The sequence below is a fragment of the Streptomyces spiramenti genome (assembly GCF_012034385.1).
Taxonomy (GTDB): Bacteria; Actinomycetota; Actinomycetes; order Streptomycetales; family Streptomycetaceae; genus Streptomyces; species Streptomyces spiramenti.
Genome location: NZ_JAAVJB010000086.1, coordinates 1 through 19,847 on the forward strand (window position 1 = coordinate 1; position 19,847 = coordinate 19,847).

General features: G+C 72.1%; 11 protein-coding genes and 1 pseudogene. 7 read left to right on the top strand and 5 right to left on the bottom strand.

What is annotated here, in order from left to right; genetic code table 11:
- Positions 1-261 precede the first annotated feature (261 nt).
- The 3 genes and pseudogenes from HCJ92_RS12455 to HCJ92_RS12465 form a co-directional block, all read right to left on the bottom strand.
- Entirely contained in the window at positions 262-1,677 is a 1,416-nt protein-coding gene (locus tag HCJ92_RS12455; protein WP_167933597.1) for a maltokinase N-terminal cap-like domain-containing protein, read from the bottom strand.
- A 399-nt stretch (positions 1,678-2,076) separates the two neighbouring features.
- The gene (gene treS, locus HCJ92_RS12460; protein WP_167933598.1) at positions 2,077-3,777 is read right to left on the bottom strand and encodes a maltose alpha-D-glucosyltransferase; all 1,701 of its coding nucleotides are present in this window, start codon (positions 3,775-3,777) and stop codon (positions 2,077-2,079) included.
- 1 nt (position 3,778) lies between these two features.
- Positions 3,779-5,804: pseudogene (locus HCJ92_RS12465) on the bottom strand (alpha-1,4-glucan--maltose-1-phosphate maltosyltransferase); the annotation flags it as partial.
- Between the two features lie 566 nt (positions 5,805-6,370).
- Between HCJ92_RS12465 and HCJ92_RS12470 the strand changes: the two are divergent.
- From HCJ92_RS12470 to glgP, 6 genes are all read left to right on the top strand, one after another.
- Positions 6,371-8,041 (top strand): ABC transporter substrate-binding protein, encoded by a 1,671-nt coding sequence (locus tag HCJ92_RS12470; protein WP_167933600.1) that lies wholly within the window; start codon positions 6,371-6,373, stop codon positions 8,039-8,041.
- A 92-nt stretch (positions 8,042-8,133) separates the two neighbouring features.
- Positions 8,134-9,138, top strand: coding sequence for an ABC transporter permease subunit (locus tag HCJ92_RS12475; RefSeq protein ID WP_167933601.1), 1,005 nt, complete (start codon positions 8,134-8,136; stop codon positions 9,136-9,138).
- A 191-nt stretch (positions 9,139-9,329) separates the two neighbouring features.
- Positions 9,330-10,280, top strand: coding sequence for an ABC transporter permease (locus HCJ92_RS12480; RefSeq protein WP_167933613.1), 951 nt, complete (start codon positions 9,330-9,332; stop codon positions 10,278-10,280).
- A 5-nt stretch (positions 10,281-10,285) separates the two neighbouring features.
- Complete coding sequence (locus HCJ92_RS12485) at positions 10,286-11,350, top strand: ABC transporter ATP-binding protein (protein WP_167933612.1); 1,065 nt, start codon at positions 10,286-10,288, stop codon at positions 11,348-11,350.
- The gene (locus tag HCJ92_RS12490; protein WP_167933605.1) at positions 11,347-12,459 is read left to right on the top strand and encodes an ABC transporter ATP-binding protein; all 1,113 of its coding nucleotides are present in this window, start codon (positions 11,347-11,349) and stop codon (positions 12,457-12,459) included. Before HCJ92_RS12485 ends, HCJ92_RS12490 begins: the two co-directional genes overlap by 4 nt.
- A 138-nt stretch (positions 12,460-12,597) precedes the next feature.
- Positions 12,598-15,183 (top strand): alpha-glucan family phosphorylase, encoded by a 2,586-nt coding sequence (gene glgP / locus HCJ92_RS12495; RefSeq protein WP_167933606.1) that lies wholly within the window; start codon positions 12,598-12,600, stop codon positions 15,181-15,183.
- 84 nt (positions 15,184-15,267) lie between these two features.
- Here the strand turns inward: glgP and HCJ92_RS12500 are convergent, their stop codons facing one another.
- Positions 15,268-17,148 carry an ABC transporter ATP-binding protein gene (locus HCJ92_RS12500; protein ID WP_167933607.1) on the bottom strand — a complete coding sequence of 627 codons (1,881 nt, stop codon included), beginning with the start codon at positions 17,146-17,148 and terminating at the stop codon, positions 15,268-15,270.
- A complete protein-coding gene (locus HCJ92_RS12505; protein WP_167933609.1) occupies positions 17,145-19,031 on the bottom strand; it encodes an ABC transporter ATP-binding protein in 1,887 nt (628 codons plus the stop codon). Before HCJ92_RS12505 ends, HCJ92_RS12500 begins: the two co-directional genes overlap by 4 nt.
- Positions 19,032-19,409: 378 nt before the next feature.
- On the opposite strand from HCJ92_RS12505, the gene HCJ92_RS12510 reads away from it, so the two are divergent.
- Positions 19,410-19,739 carry a hypothetical protein gene (locus HCJ92_RS12510; RefSeq protein WP_167933610.1) on the top strand — a complete coding sequence of 110 codons (330 nt, stop codon included), beginning with the start codon at positions 19,410-19,412 and terminating at the stop codon, positions 19,737-19,739.
- Positions 19,740-19,847: the final 108 nt, after the last annotated feature.

Below are 19,847 nucleotides of genomic sequence, written 5' to 3' on the forward strand. Positions count from 1 at the left end.
GGCCTCCGGCGGGGGGCTCGGGCCGGGCGCCCGTGACGGGGGCGGTGGGCCCGGGGCGCCGGGGCGCTGCCGGGTCGGCGGGGGGAACGACGGGACCGGCGGCCTGCGGGCGGGAGTGCACGCGGTGCCTCCTTGCGTGGAGTGCGGAATGCGGGGGCGGGGGAAGGCGGACAGGAGGAAGGGCGCGGCCGGAAGGCGGCAGCGTCGGCCGGGTACGGGCGGTGCCCGGCGTCACCCGGGCGCCGCCCGCCGCTCGGCGGGTCAGCCCGCCAGCCGGCGGACGGCGGCCATCGGGATGTGGAGCCAGGCGGGCCGGTGCCGGGCCTCGTACAGCACCTCGTAGACCGCCTTGTCGGTCTCGAAGGCGCGGAGCAGCTCCGGCCGCTCGGTGTGGTCATGGCCGCTCACCTCGGCGTAGCCGCGGCAGTACGCGTCGCGTGCCGAGGCCGCCCACGCCGAGACCCAGGGGCCGGGCGCCCGGTGCTGGCCGGCCGCGTAGTCGAAGGAGCGCAGTATCCCGGCGATGTCGCGCACCGGCGGCTGCGGACGGCAGCGCTCGGCCAGTGGCCGAGCCGGTTCGCCCTCGAAGTCGATGAGCGTCCAGGAGCCGTCGCGGTGGAGCGCCTGCCCGAGGTGCAGGTCTCCGTGCAGGCGCTGTGCGTCGAGATGACCGCCGCCGCGCGCGAACTCCGCCAGGGAGTCGAAGGAGCGGCGCAGCCCCGTGCAGTAGGGGCGCAGCGCGGGGACGGCCGCGGCGGCGGCGGTGAGCCGCTCGGTCATGGCCAGGGCGGACCGCTCCAGCCGTTCGCCGTGGAGGGTGGTGGTCGGCAGGTTGCGGGCCAGCGCGAGGTGGATCTCGGCGGTGGCCGCGCCCAGCCCGTGCGCGGCGGTCGCGAACTCCGTGCGCAGCGAGAGGGACTTCAGGGCCAGCGCCCAGCCGTCGGTCGACCCCGCGAGGAAGGGCTGGAGCACGCCGAGGGTGATCGGTTCCCCGCCCTCGGCGTCCGCCTCGAACCAGGCCGACGGGGCGGGCACCCGGTCGCAGCCGGCCGCGGCGAGCACCCGGGGCAGTTCCAGGTCGGGGTTGACGCCCGGGCTGACGCGCCGGAACAGCTTCAGGATGTGGGCCTCGCCGTAGACCACGGAGGAGTTGGTCTGGTCGCCGCCGAGCGCCCGGGCCGGCAGCCCGGACGGAATGGCCGCGCTGTGCGTCCGCCGGAAGGCGAGCCCCCCGAGTGTGCCGGGGGCGCGCAACCGTTCCAGCAGGAGTGCCGCGAGCCGCGGGTCGTGCAGCGCCTCGTAGACGGCGCGCCCCCGCAGCGGCCCGTCGGCGGGTCGGCCCACGAGGGCGGGGGCGAGTGCCGGTGGGAGGACGGAGCGGACCCCGAGCAGCAGCTGGTAGCAGCTGCCGTTCTGTTCCGGTACGCCCTGCGGGACGGTCCGCACGAGCAGGTGCAGCAGCCCCGGCGTCGGGCCGCTGTCGGCGCAGGGCAGCAGTTCGGTGGCCGACACGAGGGTGAGGCCGCTCAGCGCGCGGCCCTTGTCCGCGTACCAGCGCTGGCGGGGGAGCCACCGGGCGAGCAGCCCGGTGAGGGAACGGAAGACGGCGGCGCCCGTGGGCGCGACCTGAGCCGCCGGACGCGGCGGGGCCGTCCGGGGCGCGGAGCTTTCCGACATGGCGTCCTTTCCCCGGGTTACACAGAACATATATGACGAAGTGTCCCGGATTGCGGCGTAGACGGCCGGTAGGTGGGGGGGACGTGTCGTGCGGGGACCGACCGTGCGAGAAGAGGCCCTGACGCGTCGTCGGGCCGGAGGCGGTGCGGCGCAGGGAAGGGTTCCCGCCCCGTGGGGCGGTAACCGCTCCGTGCCGCCGGACGACCGGTTCCGGACCGAAGGCGGCCGAAGCGGGCGGGGCGGCGAGAACGCTGCGGAACCGTTTTTGCTTCTCCTCGGACGCCCCGTCGGGCGCCCGTGGGGCGCCGGCCCCCCGAGGAGGGCGGGGCGGGTGGCGCAGTCGGCGGCGGGCGGGCCACGCGGTGACGCGGCCCGCCCGGCCGGCGGAGGTCTCGGCGCTCAGTCGGTCTGGCGCCGCAACCGGAACCAGTAGAAGCCGTGCCCGGCCAGCGTCAGCAGGTAGGGCAGCTCCCCGACGGCCGGGAAGCCGACACCGCCGGTGAGTTCCACCGGTCGGCACCCCTCCCACGCGCGCAGGTCCAGCTCGGTGGGCTGGGAGAAGCGCGAGAAGTTGTTCACGCACATCACGATGTCGTCCTCGTACTCCCGTACGAAGGCGAGGACCGCGGGGTTGGAGGACTCCAGCTCGGTGAAGCTCCCCAGTCCGAAGGCCGGGTTCTGCTTGCGGATGGAGACCATGCGCTTGGTCCAGTGCAGCAGCGACGCGGGGGAGCTCATCGAGGCCTCCACGTTGGTGACCTGGTAGCCGTAGACCGGGTCCATGATCGTGGGCAGCGTGAGCCGACCGGGATCGCTGGAGGAGAAGCCGGCGTTGCGGTCCGGGGTCCACTGCATCGGGGTGCGGACCGCGTCGCGGTCACCCAGCCAGATGTTGTCGCCCATTCCGATCTCGTCCCCGTAGTAGAGGATCGGCGAGCCCGGGAGCGACAGCAGCAGCGCCGTGAACAGCTCGATCTGGTTGCGGTCGTTGTCCAGTAGCGGCGCCAGCCGCCGCCGGATGCCGATGTTGGCGCGCATCCGCGGGTCCTTGGCGTACTCCGCGTACATGTAGTCGCGCTCCTCGTCGGTGACCATCTCCAGGGTCAGCTCGTCGTGGTTGCGCAGGAAGATCCCCCACTGGCACCCGGAGGGGATCTGCGGGGTCTTGGCCAGGATCTCCGAGACCGGGTAGCGGGACTCCCGGCGGACCGCCATGAAGATGCGTGGCATCACCGGGAAGTGGAACGCCATGTGGCACTCGTCGCCGCCCTTGGAGTAGTCGCCGAAGTAGTCGACGACGTCCTCGGGCCACTGGTTGGCCTCGGCCAGCAGCACGGTGTCCGGGTAGTGCGCGTCGATCTCGGCGCGCACCCGCTTGAGCATCCCGTGGGAGGCCGGCAGGTTCTCGCAGTTGGTGCCCTCCTCGGCGTAGAGGTAGGGCACGGCGTCCAGCCGGAAGCCGTCGATGCCGAGGTCCAGCCAGAAGCGCAGGGCGGAGAGGATCTCCTCCTGCACCATCTCGTTCTCGTAGTTGAGGTCCGGCTGGTGCGAGAAGAACCGGTGGAAGTAGTACTGCCGCCTGACCGGGTCGAAGGTCCAGTTCGAGGTCTCGGTGTCGACGAAGATGATGCGCGCGTCGGCGTACTTCTTGTCGTCGTCCGCCCAGACGTAGTAGTCCCCGTAGGGGCCCTCCGGGTCCTTGCGCGACTCCTGGAACCACCGGTGCTGATCGCTGGTGTGGTTCATGACGAAGTCGATGATGACCCGGATGCCGCGCTGGTGGGCGCTGTCCACGAACTCGACGAAGTCGGCGAGGTCGCCGAACTCCGGGAGCACCGCGGTGTAGTCCGAGACGTCGTAGCCGCCGTCCTTGAGCGGCGACTCGAAGAAGGGCGGTAGCCAGATGCAGTCGATTCCGAGCCACTGCAGGTAGTCGAGTTTGGCGGTGAGGCCCTTGAGATCCCCGACCCCGTCCCCGTTGCTGTCCTTGAAGGACCGCACGAGGACCTCGTAGAAGACCGCACGTTTGAACCAGTCGGGGTCGCGGTCGCGGTCGGGCGTGTCCTCGAAGGTGTCGAGGACCGGCTCGTTGACGCTCATGGTTGGGTGACCCTCCGGTCTGAAGAGGACGGTCGCAGGGTCAGCACGTGGGCCGACGGGGCGAGCGCGTCCGCCCGCTCCGGACCGAGCCGCACGTAGTTGTCCCTGCCCCAGTCATAGGTCGTCCCGGTGAGCTCGTCCGTCACCGGGAAGGACTCGGAACCGCTCCGCCGTGCGGAGGGGAGGCCGAGTACCGATGTGTCCAACGACACCGTCGCCTCGTGGGTGTGGTGCGGGTCGAGGTTGACCACGACGAGAACGGTGTCCTCGCCGTCGGTGCCGACCGCGCGCCGGGAGTACGCCACGATGTGCTCGTTGTCGGTGTGGTGGAAGTGCAGTCCCCGCAGCCGGCGCAGCGCCAGGTGGGAGCGGCGCAGCTCGTTGAGCCGGCTGATCAGCGGGGTGATGGTGGTGCCGGCGGCCTCGGCGCCCGCCCAGTCGCGGGGGCGCAGCTCGTACTTCTCCGAGTCGAGGTACTCCTCGCTGCCCTCGTGGGCCGGTCGGCCCTCGCACAGCTCGTAGCCCGCGTAGACGCCCCAGGTGGGGGAGAGGGTCGCCGCCAGGACGGCGCGCGTCTCGAACGCCGGACGGCCGCCGTTCTGGAGGTAGGCGTGCAGGATGTCCGGGGTGTTGACGAAGAGGTTGGGCCGCATGAACGGGGCGGCTGGGCCGCTCAGTTCCGTGAGGTACTCCGTCAGTTCGGCCTTGGTGTTGCGCCAGGTGAAGTACGTGTACGACTGCTGGAAACCGATCTGCGCCAGGGTCCGCATCATGGCGGGGCGGGTGAACGCCTCGGCCAGGAAGATCACGTCGGGGTCGGTGCGGTTGATCTCGCCGATGACCTTCTCCCAGAACACCACGGGCTTGGTGTGGGGGTTGTCGACGCGGAAGATCCGCACCCCGCGCGCCATCCAGAACCGCAGCACCCGGAGCGTCTCGGTGACGAGGCCGCGGAAGTCCTCGTCAAAGGCGATCGGGTAGATGTCCTGGTACTTCTTCGGCGGGTTCTCGGCATAGGCGATGGAGCCGTCCCCGCGTTTGCGGAACCACTCCGGGTGCTCCTTGACCCAGGGGTGGTCCGGGCTGCACTGGAGCGCGAAGTCCATGGCGACCTCGATGCCGTGCTCGGCTGCGGTGCGGACGAACCGGCTGAAGTCGGCGAGCGTCCCGAGGTCGGGGTGGATCGCGTCGTGGCCGCCCTCGGGTCCGCCGATCGCCCAGGGGCAGCCGACGTCGTCGGGGCCGGCGGTGAGGGAGTTGCCGGGGCCCTTGCGGTGGGAGCGGCCGATGGGGTGGACCGGCGGCAGGTAGACCACGTCGAAGCCCATGGCGGCGACCGCCGGCAGGCGCAGCGCCGCGGTCTGGAGGGTTCCGGAGACGGGGACGCCGTCCTCGGTGAGGTGGGCGCCCTCGGAGCGGGGGAACATCTCGTACCAGGAGCCCACCAGCGCGCGCTCCCGCTCCACGATGAGCGGCAGCGGGCGGGAGGAGCTGACCAGTTCGCGCAGCGGGTGGCGCTCCAGCACGGCGAGGATTTCCGGCGCCGTGGCGGCGGCGAGCCGTGCGGTGGACGGCAGTTCGCGGTCGCGGAGGGCGCGGGCGGCGGCCAGCAGGACCGGCCGCCCGGCTGCCTTGGGGACCTTCCCCGCGGCCCGCTCCAGCAGGGCGGCGCCCTCGGCGAGCATCAGTTCGGGCTCGTCGCCGGCGGGGACCTTGACGGCGGCGTGGCGGCGCCAGGTGGTGATCGGGTCCGACCACGCCTCCACCGCGTAGGTCCAGCGGCCCTCGGTCCCGGGGGTGACGTCGGCCCCCCAGCGGTCGGTGCCCGGCGCGAGTTCGTGCATGGGGGTCCACACGCTGCCGCGCCCGCCGGGGTCGCGCAGCACCACGTTGGCGCCCAGGGACTCGTGGCCTTCTCGGAAGACGGTGGCGGTGACCTGGAAGGTCTCTCCCGGGACCGCCTTCGCCGGACGCCGGCCGCAGTCGACCAGCGGCGAGACGTCGAGGACAGGGATGCGACCGATCATCTGGGGATCACCTGGATACGTAGGAAGTGCGAGTAAATCTCCGACTTTGCGGTGTCTTGTCCTTTCTATCGGTTCTGACGGCCGCTGGCGGGCAGTAGGCATGGCGGCTCCGGTGCGCGTTCACTCGGTTGGGTGTGGAACGGAGTGCGGTCAGGGCATGGTCCGGTCGTCACGCGGGCACCCCCGCCCCGCTGTCGGGACGTGCCCGGCGGGTGGGTCGCGGCCCGTTCCCTCTGTGCCGGGATGGGCTGGACTCGCCGTTCGTGACGGGGAGTTCGGTGCCGGCGCCGACCGGGCCGCGAACTGTGCGGCGGGGCCGACGCGAAGAGAGGTGCTAGGGAGAGCCTGCCCCGGGAAGGGGGGCGGACAATCCGTCGCCGTGTTGCGTACTCGTGGCCATTGCGTGTCGCCGCTGTGGCGGGCGCACTCGGCTCCCGAGCCCCTCACGCACCACTGAGTCTCAGGTCGATATCGCCAGGTTGCCCGCCGTTCCAAACTATGTAGATGCGCAGTAATGTGCGGGCCACACAAACGCCTGACAGCACCGAACCCCACTGAGGTGGACGATGCACATAGCACGATCGAAGGTGGCGGTGATCGCGGCAGCGGTCTCGCTCGGCCTCGTCGCGACCGCTTGCAGCAGCGACCGCGACTCCAACGGCTCCGACGGGGGCGGCTCCACCGAGCGGTTCATCTTCGGCGCGGCCGGTGACCCCGGTTCCCTGGACCCCTCGCTGGAGAGCGACGGCGAGACCTTCCGCGTCTCGCGCCAGGTGCTGGAGACGCTGCTCGACCACGAGTCGGGAGGCACCGAACTCACCGGTGGCCTCGCCGAGACCTGGGACAGCAACGACGAGGGCACCGAGTGGACGTTCGACCTCCGTGACGGTGTCACCTTCCACGACGGCGAGGAGCTGACGGCCCAGGTCGTCTGCGACAACTTCGACCGCTGGTACAACTGGACCGGCACCTACCAGTCGACCGCGCTCTCCTACTACTGGCAGGCCGAGTTCGGTGGCTTCGCCGAGAACGAGAGCGAGGACACCCCGCCGCCCAACTACGTCGGCTGCGAGGCCACCGACGACCTGACCGCGGTGATCAACCTGGAGGAGCCGTCCTCGGTCTTCCCGGGCGCGTTCTCCCTCGCCGCGTTCTCCATCCACTCGCCGAAGTCCCTGGAGCGCTACGCCGAGGACGAGGCGTCGGGCGAGGGCGACAACATCAGCCGCCCCGACTACAGCCAGGACCCCGACGCCATCGCCGGCACCGGCCCGTTCCAGCTCAGCAACTGGAACAAGGGCAACGGCGAGGTCACCATCACCCGCTTCGACGACTACTGGGGCGAGAGCGCCGGCTTCGAGGAGATCGTCTTCCGCACGATCTCCGACGAGGGCGCGCGCCGGCAGGCGCTGGAGGCCGGCGAGATCCACGGTTACGACCTGGTCGCCCCCTCGGACGTCGACGCCCTGGAGACCGCGGGCTTCGAGGTCCCGGTCCGCGGCGTCTTCAACATCTTCTACCTGGCGTTCACCCAGGAGCGGAACGAGGCGCTGGAGGACATCGACGTCCGCCGGGCCGTCGCCCACGCGCTGGACCGCCAGGGCCTGGTGGACACCCAGCTGCCCGAGGGCGGTGTCGTCGCCACGCAGTTCGTGCCGGACACCATCGCCGGCTACAGCGACGACGTGACCACCTACGACTACGACCAGGACGCGGCCCGGGAGCTGCTCGACGAGGCCGGCCACGCCGACCTGACCGTCGACTTCTGCTACCCGACCGAGGTCACCCGCCCGTACATGCCGGCACCGGCCGACATGTTCGAGCTGATGAAGGCCGACCTCGAAGCCGTGGGCGTCACCGTCAACCCCCGCCCGATGAAGTGGACCCCGGACTACCTGGACACCACCCGTGACGGTGGCTGCGACCTGTACCTCCTGGGCTGGACCGGCGACTTCAACGACGCCTACAACTTCCTGGGCACCTGGTTCGACGGCTACAGCAAGGAGTGGGGCTTCCGGAACGACGAGATCTTCGACGCGCTCGCCGCGTCGTCGGTCGAGCCGGACGTGGACACCCGCGAGGCCATGTACGAGGAGATCAACGAGCTGGTGATGGACTTCCTCCCCGGCGTCCCGATCTCCTCCTCGCCCCCCTCGATCGTCTTCGCCGAAGAGGTCAACCCCCCGACCGTCTCCCCGCTCACGCAGGAGAAGTTCTCCGAGGGTTCGTTCAAGTAGTCACCACGCATGGCCCGCGTCCGCCCGGCCACGGCATCCCCGTGGCCGGGCGGACCCCTGACTGAGCACTGCAAGAAAGGGCGTCAACGATCGTGTTGCGTCTCATCGTCCGCAGACTGCTGCAGCTGGTACCCACACTCCTCGGCCTGTCCGTCCTGCTGTTCCTGTGGCTGCGCATGCTGCCCGGCGGCCCCGCCTCCGCCCGACTGGGCGAGCGGGCCACCGAGGCCGACCGCATAGCGATGGAATCGGCCCTGGGCCTGGACAAGCCGCTGTGGGACCAGTACTTCATCTTTCTGCGAGACCTGCTGACCCTGGACATGGGCGTCTCCACCCGGACCGGACGTCCCGTCTGGGAGGAGTTCGTCCAGCGCTTCCCCGCGACGGTGGAGCTCGGGGTGACGGCCATCCTGATCGCCGTCGTCGTCGGTGTGCCGCTCGGCTACCTCGCCGCCCGCCACCGCGGCGGCTGGATGGACGTCGGAGCGGTCTCCGGCTCCCTCATCGGCATCTGCATCCCGGTGTTCTTCCTGGCGTTCATCCTCAAGGAGATATTCGCGGTCGGCCTCGGCTGGTTCCCGACCGGCAGCCGCCTCACCACCGGCATCAACGCCACGGAAGTCACCGGCTTCCACATCCTGGACGGCATACTCACCGGCGAGCTCGACGCCACCGGCGACGCGCTCTGGCACCTGGTGCTCCCCGGTGTCGCCCTCGCCTCCATCCCGCTGGCCGTCATCACCCGCATGACCCGCGCCAGCGTCCTGGAGGTCCTCCAGGAGGACTACGTCCGCACCGCCGAGTCCAAGGGCCTGCACCAGCGGGTCGTACGCCTGCGGCACGTGATGCGCAACGCGCTGCTCCCCGTCATCACCGCGATCGGCCTGCTCACCGGAAGCCTGCTCTCCGGGGCGGTCCTCACGGAGTCGATCTTCTCCTGGGGCGGCATCGGCTCGTTCATCCGGGACGCCATCGACGGCCGCGACTACCCGGTGCTGACCAACTTCATCCTGATCATCGCGCTGGTCTATGTGCTGATCAACCTGCTGGTCGATCTGGCCTACAGCCTCATCGATCCGAGAGTGCGGGTGCACTGATGAGTACCGAACGCAACGAACCCCGCGAGCCGGACGACGCCGCGCGCGCGGACGGCGCCTCCCCCGAGGGCGCCGTCCCCGAGCCCGCCGGCACCGCCACCACCCCGACCGCGGGTGCCACCACCGGCGGCCCCGATCCGGCCGCCCCCGCCGGCCCCGAGCGGGCGGAGAGCCCGCTCGCCAAGGCCCGGATGAGCAAGGCCGACAAGATCGACCGGCTCGCCCAGCTCACCGCGCAGCGGACCACCAGCAGCGGCGACAGCCTCTGGGTCGCCGCCTTCCGGCGGCTGCGCTCCAGCAAGATGGCCATCATCGGCGCCGTGATCATCGCGGTCTTCGTGCTCCTCGCGATCGTCGGGCCGTGGATCGCCCCCTACAGCCCCACCGCGCAGACCTGGCGCGGGGAGGTCTTCTCCAACCGGGGCATCTTCGTCGGCCCGCGCGCCGAGAACTGGCTCGGCCTGGACAACCTCGGCCGCGACCAGCTCTCCCGGCTGCTGGTCGGTGCCCGGCAGACCCTGCTGGTGGGCGTGGTCGCCACGGTCATCGGCTTCGTCGTGGGCGCCCTCATCGGCGGCCTCTCCGGCGCCGCACTCGCCCTCGGCGGGCGCACCGGGCAGCGCATCGACACCGTGATCATGCGCTTCATCGACATGATGCTGGCGCTGCCCTCGCTGCTGCTCGCCGTGAGCATCGCGGCGGTCATGGGCCAGAGCCTGACCACCGTCATGATCGCGGTCGGCGTGGTGCAGATCCCGATCTTCGCCCGGCTGCTGCGGGGCTCCATGCTGGCGCAGGCCAACGCCGACTACGTGCTGGCGGCGCGCTCCCTCGGGGTGCGCAGACGACGGATCGTCCTCGCCCACGTGCTGCCGAACTCCCTGGGCCCCGTCATCGTCCAGTGCACCCTGGTGCTGGCGACCGCCATCATCGAGGCCGCCGCCCTGTCCTTCCTCGGCCTGGGCAACCTCGACGCCGCCCAGCCCGAGTGGGGCGTCATGCTGGCCCAGGCGCAGCGGTTCTTCGACGCCGCGCCGATGCTCGCGGTCTGGCCCGCCCTCGGCATCATCATCACCGCCCTCGGCTTCACCCTGCTGGGTGAGGCCATGCGGGAAGCACTCGACCCGAAACTGCGGAGCTGATGGCCATGGCACTGCTCAACGTGGACGAACTGGCCGTCACCTTCACGGCGCGCGGCCGGGACGACTTCCGCGCCGTCTCCGGCGTCTCCTTCACCGTCGACCAGGGCGAGGTCGTCGGCCTCGTCGGCGAGTCCGGGTGCGGCAAGTCCGTCACCTCCCTCGCCCTGATGGGACTGCTCCCCTCCAAGGGCGTCCGGGTCGGCGGCCGGGCCGAGTACGACGGCACCGACCTGCTCACCCTCCCCAAGTCCAAACTGCGCGACATGCGCGGCACGCAGCTGGCGATGATCTTCCAGGACCCGCTGTCCTCGCTGAACCCCGTCGTCCCGATCGGGGTCCAGGTCACGGAGATCCTCAGCCGCCACCGCGGTCTGCGCGGGGAGAAGGCGCGCAAGGAGGCGGCCGACCTGCTGGACCGGGTCGGCATCCCCGACCCGACCCGGCGCCTCAAGGAGTACCCGCACCAGCTCTCCGGCGGTATGCGGCAGCGCGCGCTGATCGCCATGGCGGTCGCCTGCGCGCCCCGCCTCCTCATCGCCGACGAGCCGACCACGGCCCTCGACGTCACCATCCAGGCGCAGATCCTGGAGCTGCTGCGCGAGCTGGTGGACCAGGAGGGCACCGCCCTGCTGATGATCACCCACGACCTCGGCGTCGTCGCCGGACTGTGCGACCGGGTGAACGTGCTCTACGCGGGCAAGGCCGTGGAGGCGGCGGAGCGGCGCGAGCTGTTCGCCGCCCCCATGCACCCCTACGCCCACGGGCTGCTCGGCTCCATCCCGCGGCTGGACTCCCCGCGCGGGCAGCCGCTGAACCCCATCCGCGGCTCGATCAACGACCAGATTCCCTGGTCGGAGGGGTGCGCTTTCGCACCCCGCTGCGACCACTACGTCATGGAGTGCCTGACCGGCACGCCGCAGCTCACCGAGCCGGCCGCCGCCGGCCACCGGGTGCGGTGCGTCAACCCGGTCCTGGACCAGTCGGACCTCGCCGGTCCGGTGCTGGATCCACCCGTGATGGACACCACCGGGTCGGAAGCGACCGCCCGGCACCCCGGAGGTGAGGCATGAGCCTGCTCGAACTGAACGACATCAAGGTGCACTTCCCCGTGCGCCGCGGCATCCTCTTCGACCGGGTCGTCGGACACGTCCAGGCCGTCGACGGCATCTCGCTCTCCGTGGAGGCCGGCCAGACCTACGGGCTGGTCGGTGAGTCCGGCTGCGGCAAGACGACCCTGGGCCGCGCCATCCTGCGGCTGGTCGACATCACCGGCGGCGAGGTCCTCTTCGACGGGACCGACCTGGCGCAGCTGCCCGAGGAGGAGATGCGCCGCTCCCGGCGCAGGCTCCAGATGGTCTTCCAGGACCCGCTCGGCAGCCTCAACCCGCGCCAGAACATCGAGTCGATCCTCGCCGAGGGCATGGCGGCCCACGGCATCGGCGGCAACCGCGAGGAGCGGCGCGCGAAGATCCTCAAGGTGCTGGACCGGGTCGGCCTCCCCGACTCGGCTCTCGCCCGCTACCCGCACGAGTTCTCCGGCGGCCAGCGGCAGCGGATCGGCATCGCCCGCGCGCTGGTGCTGGAGCCGGACGTCATCATCTGCGACGAGCCGGTCTCCGCGCTGGACGTCTCCATCCAGGCCCAGGTCATCAACCTGCTGGAGGAGCTCCAGGAGCAGCTGGGGCTGACCTACGTGGTCATCGCCCACGACCTGGCGGTCGTGCGGCACATCTCCGACGTCATCGGCGTGATGTACCTGGGGTCGCTGGTGGAGGAGGCGAACAGCGACGACCTGTACGCCAACCCGCAGCACCCCTACACCAAGGCGCTGATGTCGGCGGTGCCCGTGCCGGACCCGGAGGTCGAGGACACCCGGGAGCGCATCCTGCTCACCGGCGACCTCCCCTCGCCGTCGAACCCGCCGGCAGGCTGCCGGTTCCACACCCGCTGCCCCTGGAAGCAGCCCACCCGCTGCGACACCGAGCGGCCGGTGCTCACCGACACCGGCAGCGGCCACCGGGTGGCCTGTCACTTCGTGAACGAGATCGCCTCCGGCGAACTCGCGCCGACCTCGGCGCTCGCCCCCGAGATCCTGGGCGCGAGCGGCGACGGCGAGCCCTCCGGCGCGGCGGCGGAGACCGACGCCGACGCTCCCGGGCAGGGCGGCACTCCCGCCTGACGTCGAGGCCGCGGCGGAGTCGCGCCCCGTGCACCAGAGGTGCGCGGGGCGCAACCGCTGTGGTCCGGTCGGGCCCTGGTGGGTGAAAACCCTCCGATTACCTCGCCCACGCCACCGCGCCCCGGCTACCTTCGAACAGTGAAGGCCATCCGTCGCTTCTCGGTCCGTCCCGTCTACCCTGAGTCCCTGCGACCCCTTCAGGAACTGGCGCTCAACCTCCGCTGGTCCTGGCACCCGGAAACCCGCGAACTGCTCCGATCGGTCGACCCCGAGGGGTGGGCCGCCGCCGGCGGCGACCCGGTGCGCATGCTCAGCACCGTCTCCGCGGACCGGCTCACCGCGCTGGAGGCCGACCGCGGCTTCCGCCGGCGCCTCGCGCTGGCCGTCGGTGAACTGCGCGACTACCTCACCGACCCCCGCTGGTACCAGCGCAACGTCCCCGACGCCCCGGCCGCCATCGCCTACCTCTCGCCCGAGTTCGGGATCAACGCCGCACTGCCGCAGTACTCCGGCGGCCTCGGCATCCTCGCAGGCGACCACCTGAAGGCCGCCAGCGACCTCGGCGTCCCCCTGGTCGGCGTCGGCCTGCTCTACCGGCACGGCTACTTCCGCCAGTCGCTCTCCCGCGAGGGCTGGCAGCAGGAGCAGTACCCCGTCCTGGACCCCCACGAGCTGCCGCTCACGCTCCTCGCCGAGGACGACGGCACGCCCGTCCGCGTCCACCTCGCCCTGCCCGGCGGCCGGAACCTCGCCGCGCAGGTCTGGCTGCTGCATGTCGGCCGTGTCCCCCTGCTGCTGCTGGACTCCGTCCTCGGCGAGAACGCGCCCGCCGAACGCGACGTCACCGACCGCCTGTACGGCGGCGGCAGCGAGCACCGCCTCCTCCAGGAGATGCTCCTGGGGATCGGCGGCCTGCGCGCGCTGCGGGCCTACTGCCGCATCACCGGCCACGCGGCACCCGAGGTCTTCCACATGAACGAGGGCCACGCCGGGCTCGCCGCCCTGGAGCGCATCCGGGAACTCACCGAGGAGGGCGCCGGTTTCGACGCCGCGCTCCGAGCCGTGCGCGCGGGCACCGTCTTCACCACCCACACCCCGGTGCCGGCGGGGATCGACCGCTTCCCCGAGGAACTTGTCGCGCGCCACTTCGGGCCGGGCGCCGAACTCCCCGGGCTCGACCCGGCGCCGCTGCTCGGCCTCGGGCGGGAGCCCGCCCCGGCACGCCCCGGGGAGCAGCCCCAGTTCAACATGGCGGTCCTCGGGCTGCGGACCGCGCAGCGCGCCAACGGTGTCTCCGCGCTCCACGGCCACGTCAGCCGCGACATGTTCGCCGGTCTGTGGCCGGGGTTCGACCCGGCGGAGGTCCCCATCACCTCCGTCACCAACGGCGTCCACGCCCCCACCTGGACCGCCGACCCCATGCGCGCGGCCCGCGCCGGGAAGCCGCTGGGTGACGCGGCGCTGTGGGAACTGCGCCGCACCATGCGCACCGGACTGGTCCAGGAGATCCGGCGGCGGCTCCGGGAGTCCTGGCGGCAGCGCGGGGCGGGCAACGCCGAGCTCGGCTGGATCGACGACGTCTTCGACCCGAACGCGCTCACCATCGGGTTCGCCCGGCGGGTCCCGTCCTACAAGCGTCTGACGCTGATGCTGAAGGACCCCATCCGGCTGCGCCGACTGCTGCTGGACCCCTCACGTCCGGTGCAGATCGTCGTCGCCGGGAAGGCGCACCCCGCCGACGACGGCGGCAAGCGCCTCATCCAGGAGCTCGTCCGCTTCGCCGACGAGCAGCAGCTGCGCCACCGGATCGTCTTCCTGCCCGACTACGGCATGGCGATGGCGTCGCACCTGTACGCCGGGTGCGACGTGTGGCTCAACAACCCGCTGCGCCCCCTGGAGGCGTGCGGCACCTCCGGGATGAAGGCCGCGCTCAACGGCGGGCTCAACCTCTCCGTCCGGGACGGCTGGTGGGACGAGTGGTACGACCCCGACTTCGGTTGGGAGATCCCCACCGCCGACGGTGCCACCGGGCTGGACGAGGGTCGGCGCGACGAGTTGGAGGCGGCGGCGCTGTACGCCCTGCTGGAGGACCAGGTCGTCCCGCGGTTCTACCAGCGCGACGCCCACACCGAGCTGCCCGGCCGCTGGCTGGAGATGGTGCGCGCCACCCTGGACCGGCTCGGGCCGCTGGTCCAGGCCGACCGCATGGTCCAGGAGTACGTCGGCACCCTCTACGCCCCGGCCGCCGCCGCGCACCGGGAGCTGGCCGGGTCCGCCGCCGAGGAACTGGCGGAGTACTGCTCCCGGGTCCGGGACGCCTGGCCCGGGGTCGCGGTGGGCCACGTCGCGGCCGGCGCGGACCTCGCCGACCACCCGGGGGAGGGGGCGACGCTGGGCCGCACCGTCCCGGTGCGGGTGGCGGTCGCCCTCGGCGGGCTCCGGCCGGCCGATGTGGAGGTGCAGGCCGTCACCGGCAGGGTGGACGCCGACGACCGGCTCACCGACCCCGTCGCCGTCCCGCTGAAGCCGATCGGCGGGCAGGACCTCGAAGGGCGCTGGACCTTCGCCGGCGACCTGTCCTTCGACCGGGCCGGTCCGTTCGGCTACACGGTCCGGGTTCTGCCGCACCATCCGCGGCTCGCGTCCGCCGCGGAGCTGGGGCTGCAGAGCCTGCCGGACGACGACGACGCCGTCGGCGGCGGCCAGGGCGTCCTGCTGCGCTGAACCGGTCGACCGCGGTGGTGACGGACGTGGCGGCCCGCCCCTCGCTCGGGGCGGGCCGCGACGTGAGCGGGCGGGGGCCGGGGCTCAGACCAGGCTCTCCCGCCAGGCACTGTGCAGGGCCGCGAACCGTCCCGTGCCCGCGATCAGCTCGGCGGGCGGCCCGTCCTCGACGATCCGGCCCCCGTCCATCACCAGCACCCGGTCGGCGACCTCCACCGTCGACAGCCGGTGCGCGATCACCATGGCGGTCCGGTCGCGCAGCACCGTCTCCATCGCGTGCTGCACCGCGCGTTCACCCGGGATGTCCAGCGAGGACGTCGCCTCGTCCAGGATCACCACCGCCGGGTCGGCGAGGAGCACCCGGGCGAACGACACCAGCTGCCGCTGGCCGGCGGAGATCCGGCCACCCCGCTTGCGGACGTCCGTGTCGTAGCCGTCGGGCAGGGCCTCGATGAACTCGTGCGCCCCGATGGCGCGGGCCGCGGCCTCCACCTCCTCGCGGGGGGCGTCCGGTCGTCCCAGCGCGATGTTCTCGGCGACGGTCCCGGAGAAGAGGAACGCCTCCTGGGTCACCATCACCACCCCGCGCCGCAGCTCCGGATTGGCCAGGTCGCGCAGGTCCACGCCGTCGAGCAGCACCCGGCCCTCGGTCGGGTCGTAGAACCGGGCCAGCAGCTTCGCCAGCGTCGACTTGCCCGCTCCGGTGGCCCCGACCACCGCGGTGGTCTGCCCCGCCGCCAGCGTCAGGTCGAACGTCGGCAGGACCTCGCCGCCGGTCCGGTAGGCGAACCGCACCTCGTCGAAGACGACCTCCCGCCCCGGCGCCGCCGCGGGCCGCTCCGGCAGCTCCTTCGGCTGCGCGGGCTCCGCCAGCTCGGGCCGCTGCGCCAGCAGCCCCGCGATCTTCGTCAGCGACGCCGACGCCGAGGCGTAGGCGTTGAGGATCATCGCGAACCGGTCGATCGGGTCGTACAGCCGCCGCACGTACAGCGCAGCCGCCGCCAGCACCCCCAGCTCCAGGTCACCGTCGGCCACCCGGTAGGCGGACCACATCACGATCGCGGCCAGGGTCACGTTGGCCGTGAGCCGGGAGAGCACCACGAACCGTGCCATCTCCAGGATGGTGCCGCCGTTCAGGCGGCAGTGCTCGCTGTTCAGCTCGTCGAAGCGGGAGTCGTTCGCCCGTTCGCGGCGGAACGCCTTCACCGGCCGGATGCCGTTGAGCGTCTCGTTGAACTTGACGATCACCGTGGCGATCGCCGTCGAGCGGCGGGTGAACATCACCCCCGCGCGGCGCCGGTAGCTGCGGACCAGCAGGTACAGCGGGACGAACGAGGCCATCGTCGCCACACCCAACCCGACGTCCATGTACAGCAGCAGACCGGTGATGTAGACGATCGAGACGAGGACCGTCATCAGCGTCTGCACGCCCTCGTCCAGCAGCTCCCGCAGCGCCATCACGTCGGAGGTCGAACGGGAGATCATCCGACCGGAGGTGTACCGGTCGTGGAAGTCGAGGCTGAGCGCCTGCGCCTGGTGGTAGATCCGCCCCCGCAGGTCCCGCAGCACCCCCTGGCAGGCGCGGCCCAGCGTCCGGTAGAAGGCGTACACCAGGACACCGGAGGCGGCGCCGGTCACGCCGTACAGCACCGCGACCGTGATCAGCGGGCCGTAGTCGCCGTCGGTCGCCGCGGGAACGCCGCTGTCGATGGCGATGGCCACCAGCAGCGGTCCTGCCTGTATGGCGGCCTGCTGGAACAGGAGCAGCACCGAGGCGAGCACCACCAGGCGCCGCTCGGGCCGCAGCAGCGAGCGGAGCAGCTGCATCGGGGCGCCGGGCGGCGCCGGGAGCTGGTCCCGGTCGAAGGGGTCCCCACCGGAACCGTCCCGAGCGGGGCCGCCCGCGTCGGGGTGCTCCTCGGGATCCGGTCGCCGGGCGTCCGTGTCCGTGACGGCCGTGGTCATCGGACCGACACCTCCTCGCGTTCCGGGCCCGTTCCCGGGTCCCGCTCCTCACCGGACATCAGGTGCCGGTACTCGGTGGACGTCCCCATCAGCTCGGCGTGCGTCCCCACCGCGGTGACCCGGCCGCCGGACAGCAGCGCCACCCGGTCCGCCAGCATCACCGTCGAGGGACGGTGCGCCACGACCAGCGCGGTCGTCCCGACCAGCACCTCCCGCAGCGCGGCCTCCACCCGGGCCTCGGTGTGCACGTCCAGCGCGGAGAGCGGGTCGTCCAGCACCAGGAACCGGGGCCGGCCGACGACCGCGCGTGCCAGTGCCAGCCGTTGCCGCTGCCCGCCGGACAGGCTCATGCCCTGCTCCCCGACCTCGGTGTCACCGCCGAGGGGGAGCGCGTCGACGAACTCCGTCGCCTGCGCGACGCGCAGCGCCCGGCGGAACTCCTCGTCGTCGGCCGTGCCGTCGACCGCGCCCATCAGCACGTTCTCCCGCACGCTCGCCGAGAAGAGCGTGGGCTCCTCGAAAGCGACCGCCACCAGGGCGCGCACCTCGGCGCGGGTCAGGTCGGCGATGTCCTGGCCGTCGAGAGTGATGGTGCCCTCGGTCGCCTCGTGGAGCCGGGGGATGAGCGCCGTCAACGTGGTCTTGCCGCTGCCGGTCGCGCCGACCAGCGCCATGGTCTCCCCGGCGCGGACGTGCAGGTCGATGCCGTGCAGCACCGGTGCGGCGTCCGCCGGGGCGTCGGGGTAGCGGAAGCCGACGGCGTTCAGCCGCAGTCCGCCTTCCCCGGTGCCTTCGGCGAGCTCCTCCTCCGCCGCGCCCGGGGCGGGGGCGCGGGGCGCCGTCGCGGCGAGGGCCGCGGCCCCCGCGCTCTCGGGAGGCGGCTCGGTGTCCATGACCTCGAAGAACCGGTCGGAGGCGGTGGCTGCCTCGTTGCACATCGCGAGGATGAAGCCGATCGACTCCACCGGCCAGCGCAGCGCCAGTGCGATGGCGGTGAACGCCACCAGGGTGCCCACCGACAGCGCTCCCGACGCGACCTGGAGGACGCCGACGACCAGCACCACGCCGAGCACCAGCTCGGGGAGGGCGATGATCACGGCGAGGATCCAGCCGAGCATCCGGGCCTTGAGCACCTCGGTGCCGTACAGCTCGGAGGAGAGGGCGCGGAAGACACGCGCCTGACTGCGGTGGCGGCCGAACCCCTTGATGACGCGGATGCCGAGCACCGACTCCTCGGTGACGGTGGTCAGGTCGCCCATCTGGTCCTGTGCCCGCCGGGCCGCCACCGAGTACTGCTTCTCGAAGCTGACGCACACCCACAGCAGCGGCACGAAGGGGCTCATCACGATGAGCGCCAGCTGCCAGCTGAGGGAGAGCATGATCGCGCAGCCGACGATGATGGTCGAGATGTTGACCACCAGGAACGTCAGGGGGAAGGCCAGGAACATCCGCAGTTCCTGGAGGTCGCCCGTGGCGCGGGAGAGCAGCTGGCCGGAGGACCACCGGTCGTGGAAGGCGACCGGGAGTCGCTGGGTGTGCCGGTAGAGCGCGTTCCGCATCGACGCCTCCACCCCGGCGAGCGGGCGCGCCACCAGCCAGCGCCGCAGTCCGAACAGGAGCGCCTCCAGTACGCCGACGCCGAGCAGCACCAGACCACCGATCCACACCCCGGTGAGGTCCCGCTCGGCGACCGGACCGTCCACGATCCAGCGAAGGATCATCGGAAGGACCAGGGAGAGGCACGAGGCGAGCACCGCCACCCCGGCCGCGGTGAAGAACCGGGCCCGGACCGGCCTGACGTACGGCCACAGCCTCAGCAGTGACCGGACGACGGAGCGCTTGCGGGCAGGGGAGTCCTGGGCGATGGGGTCGGTGGCAGACATCAGGCCGAGCTTACGGGGCCTCCCTGGTGCTTCCCATCGGGTTTTTGCCCTAGTCAACGTGGCACCGGGGACCTAGGACCTGTCGGATGAATCCCGCCTGGCCCGCGGCGTCCGGCACGGCGTCTCGCCGCGTGGGAGCCTCGCGCGAGTACGACGGGTACGAGCTGCGATGCTCCGCCGTGCGATCCACCGCACCGGACACCGCGGGCCTTGCCGACGCCGTTCACCGGACAGGTCACCAGCCAGCTCGTCCGGTCCCGGGGCGCGCTGCGGGGGTCGCGCGCGGGCCGACCGCCGTCGCTCCGGGAGCGGGCGGCGGGCCGGCGGGCCGGCCCACTGATCGGCCCACTGTCGGCGGCGGGGCCTACGCTGAGCGGCATGAGTGACCAGACCGAGTGGCGCGATCTCCAGGTGGCGCTGCGGACCGCGTCGGACATCGCCTTCGACCAGGAGATCCCGAGCGGCGACCAGGCCGAGGTGCTGGTGGACGCGCTGCGTCGTGCGCAGTCGGCGGCGGTGGCGCTCGCCGCCGGACCGGGGGCCACCGGGTGCCGGGTCCATCCGCACGGCGCGGTCGACCCGCTGTACGGCGACAAGGAGGACCCGCTGCCTCCTGGGTGGGGCAAGTGCCTGCTCTGCAACGACCGGCGGCGGCGGGCGGCGACCAACCGGCGGGGTGCCGCTACCAGCCGACGCGGGCTGCGCTGACCGACTCGCGGGGACGACGCCGACCGGGGAGCCCTCCGGCGGCGCGGCCACCGGTCGCCGGTCGCCCGAGGCGCGCCGCGCCGGGCGGCCGACACGGCGAAGGGGCGG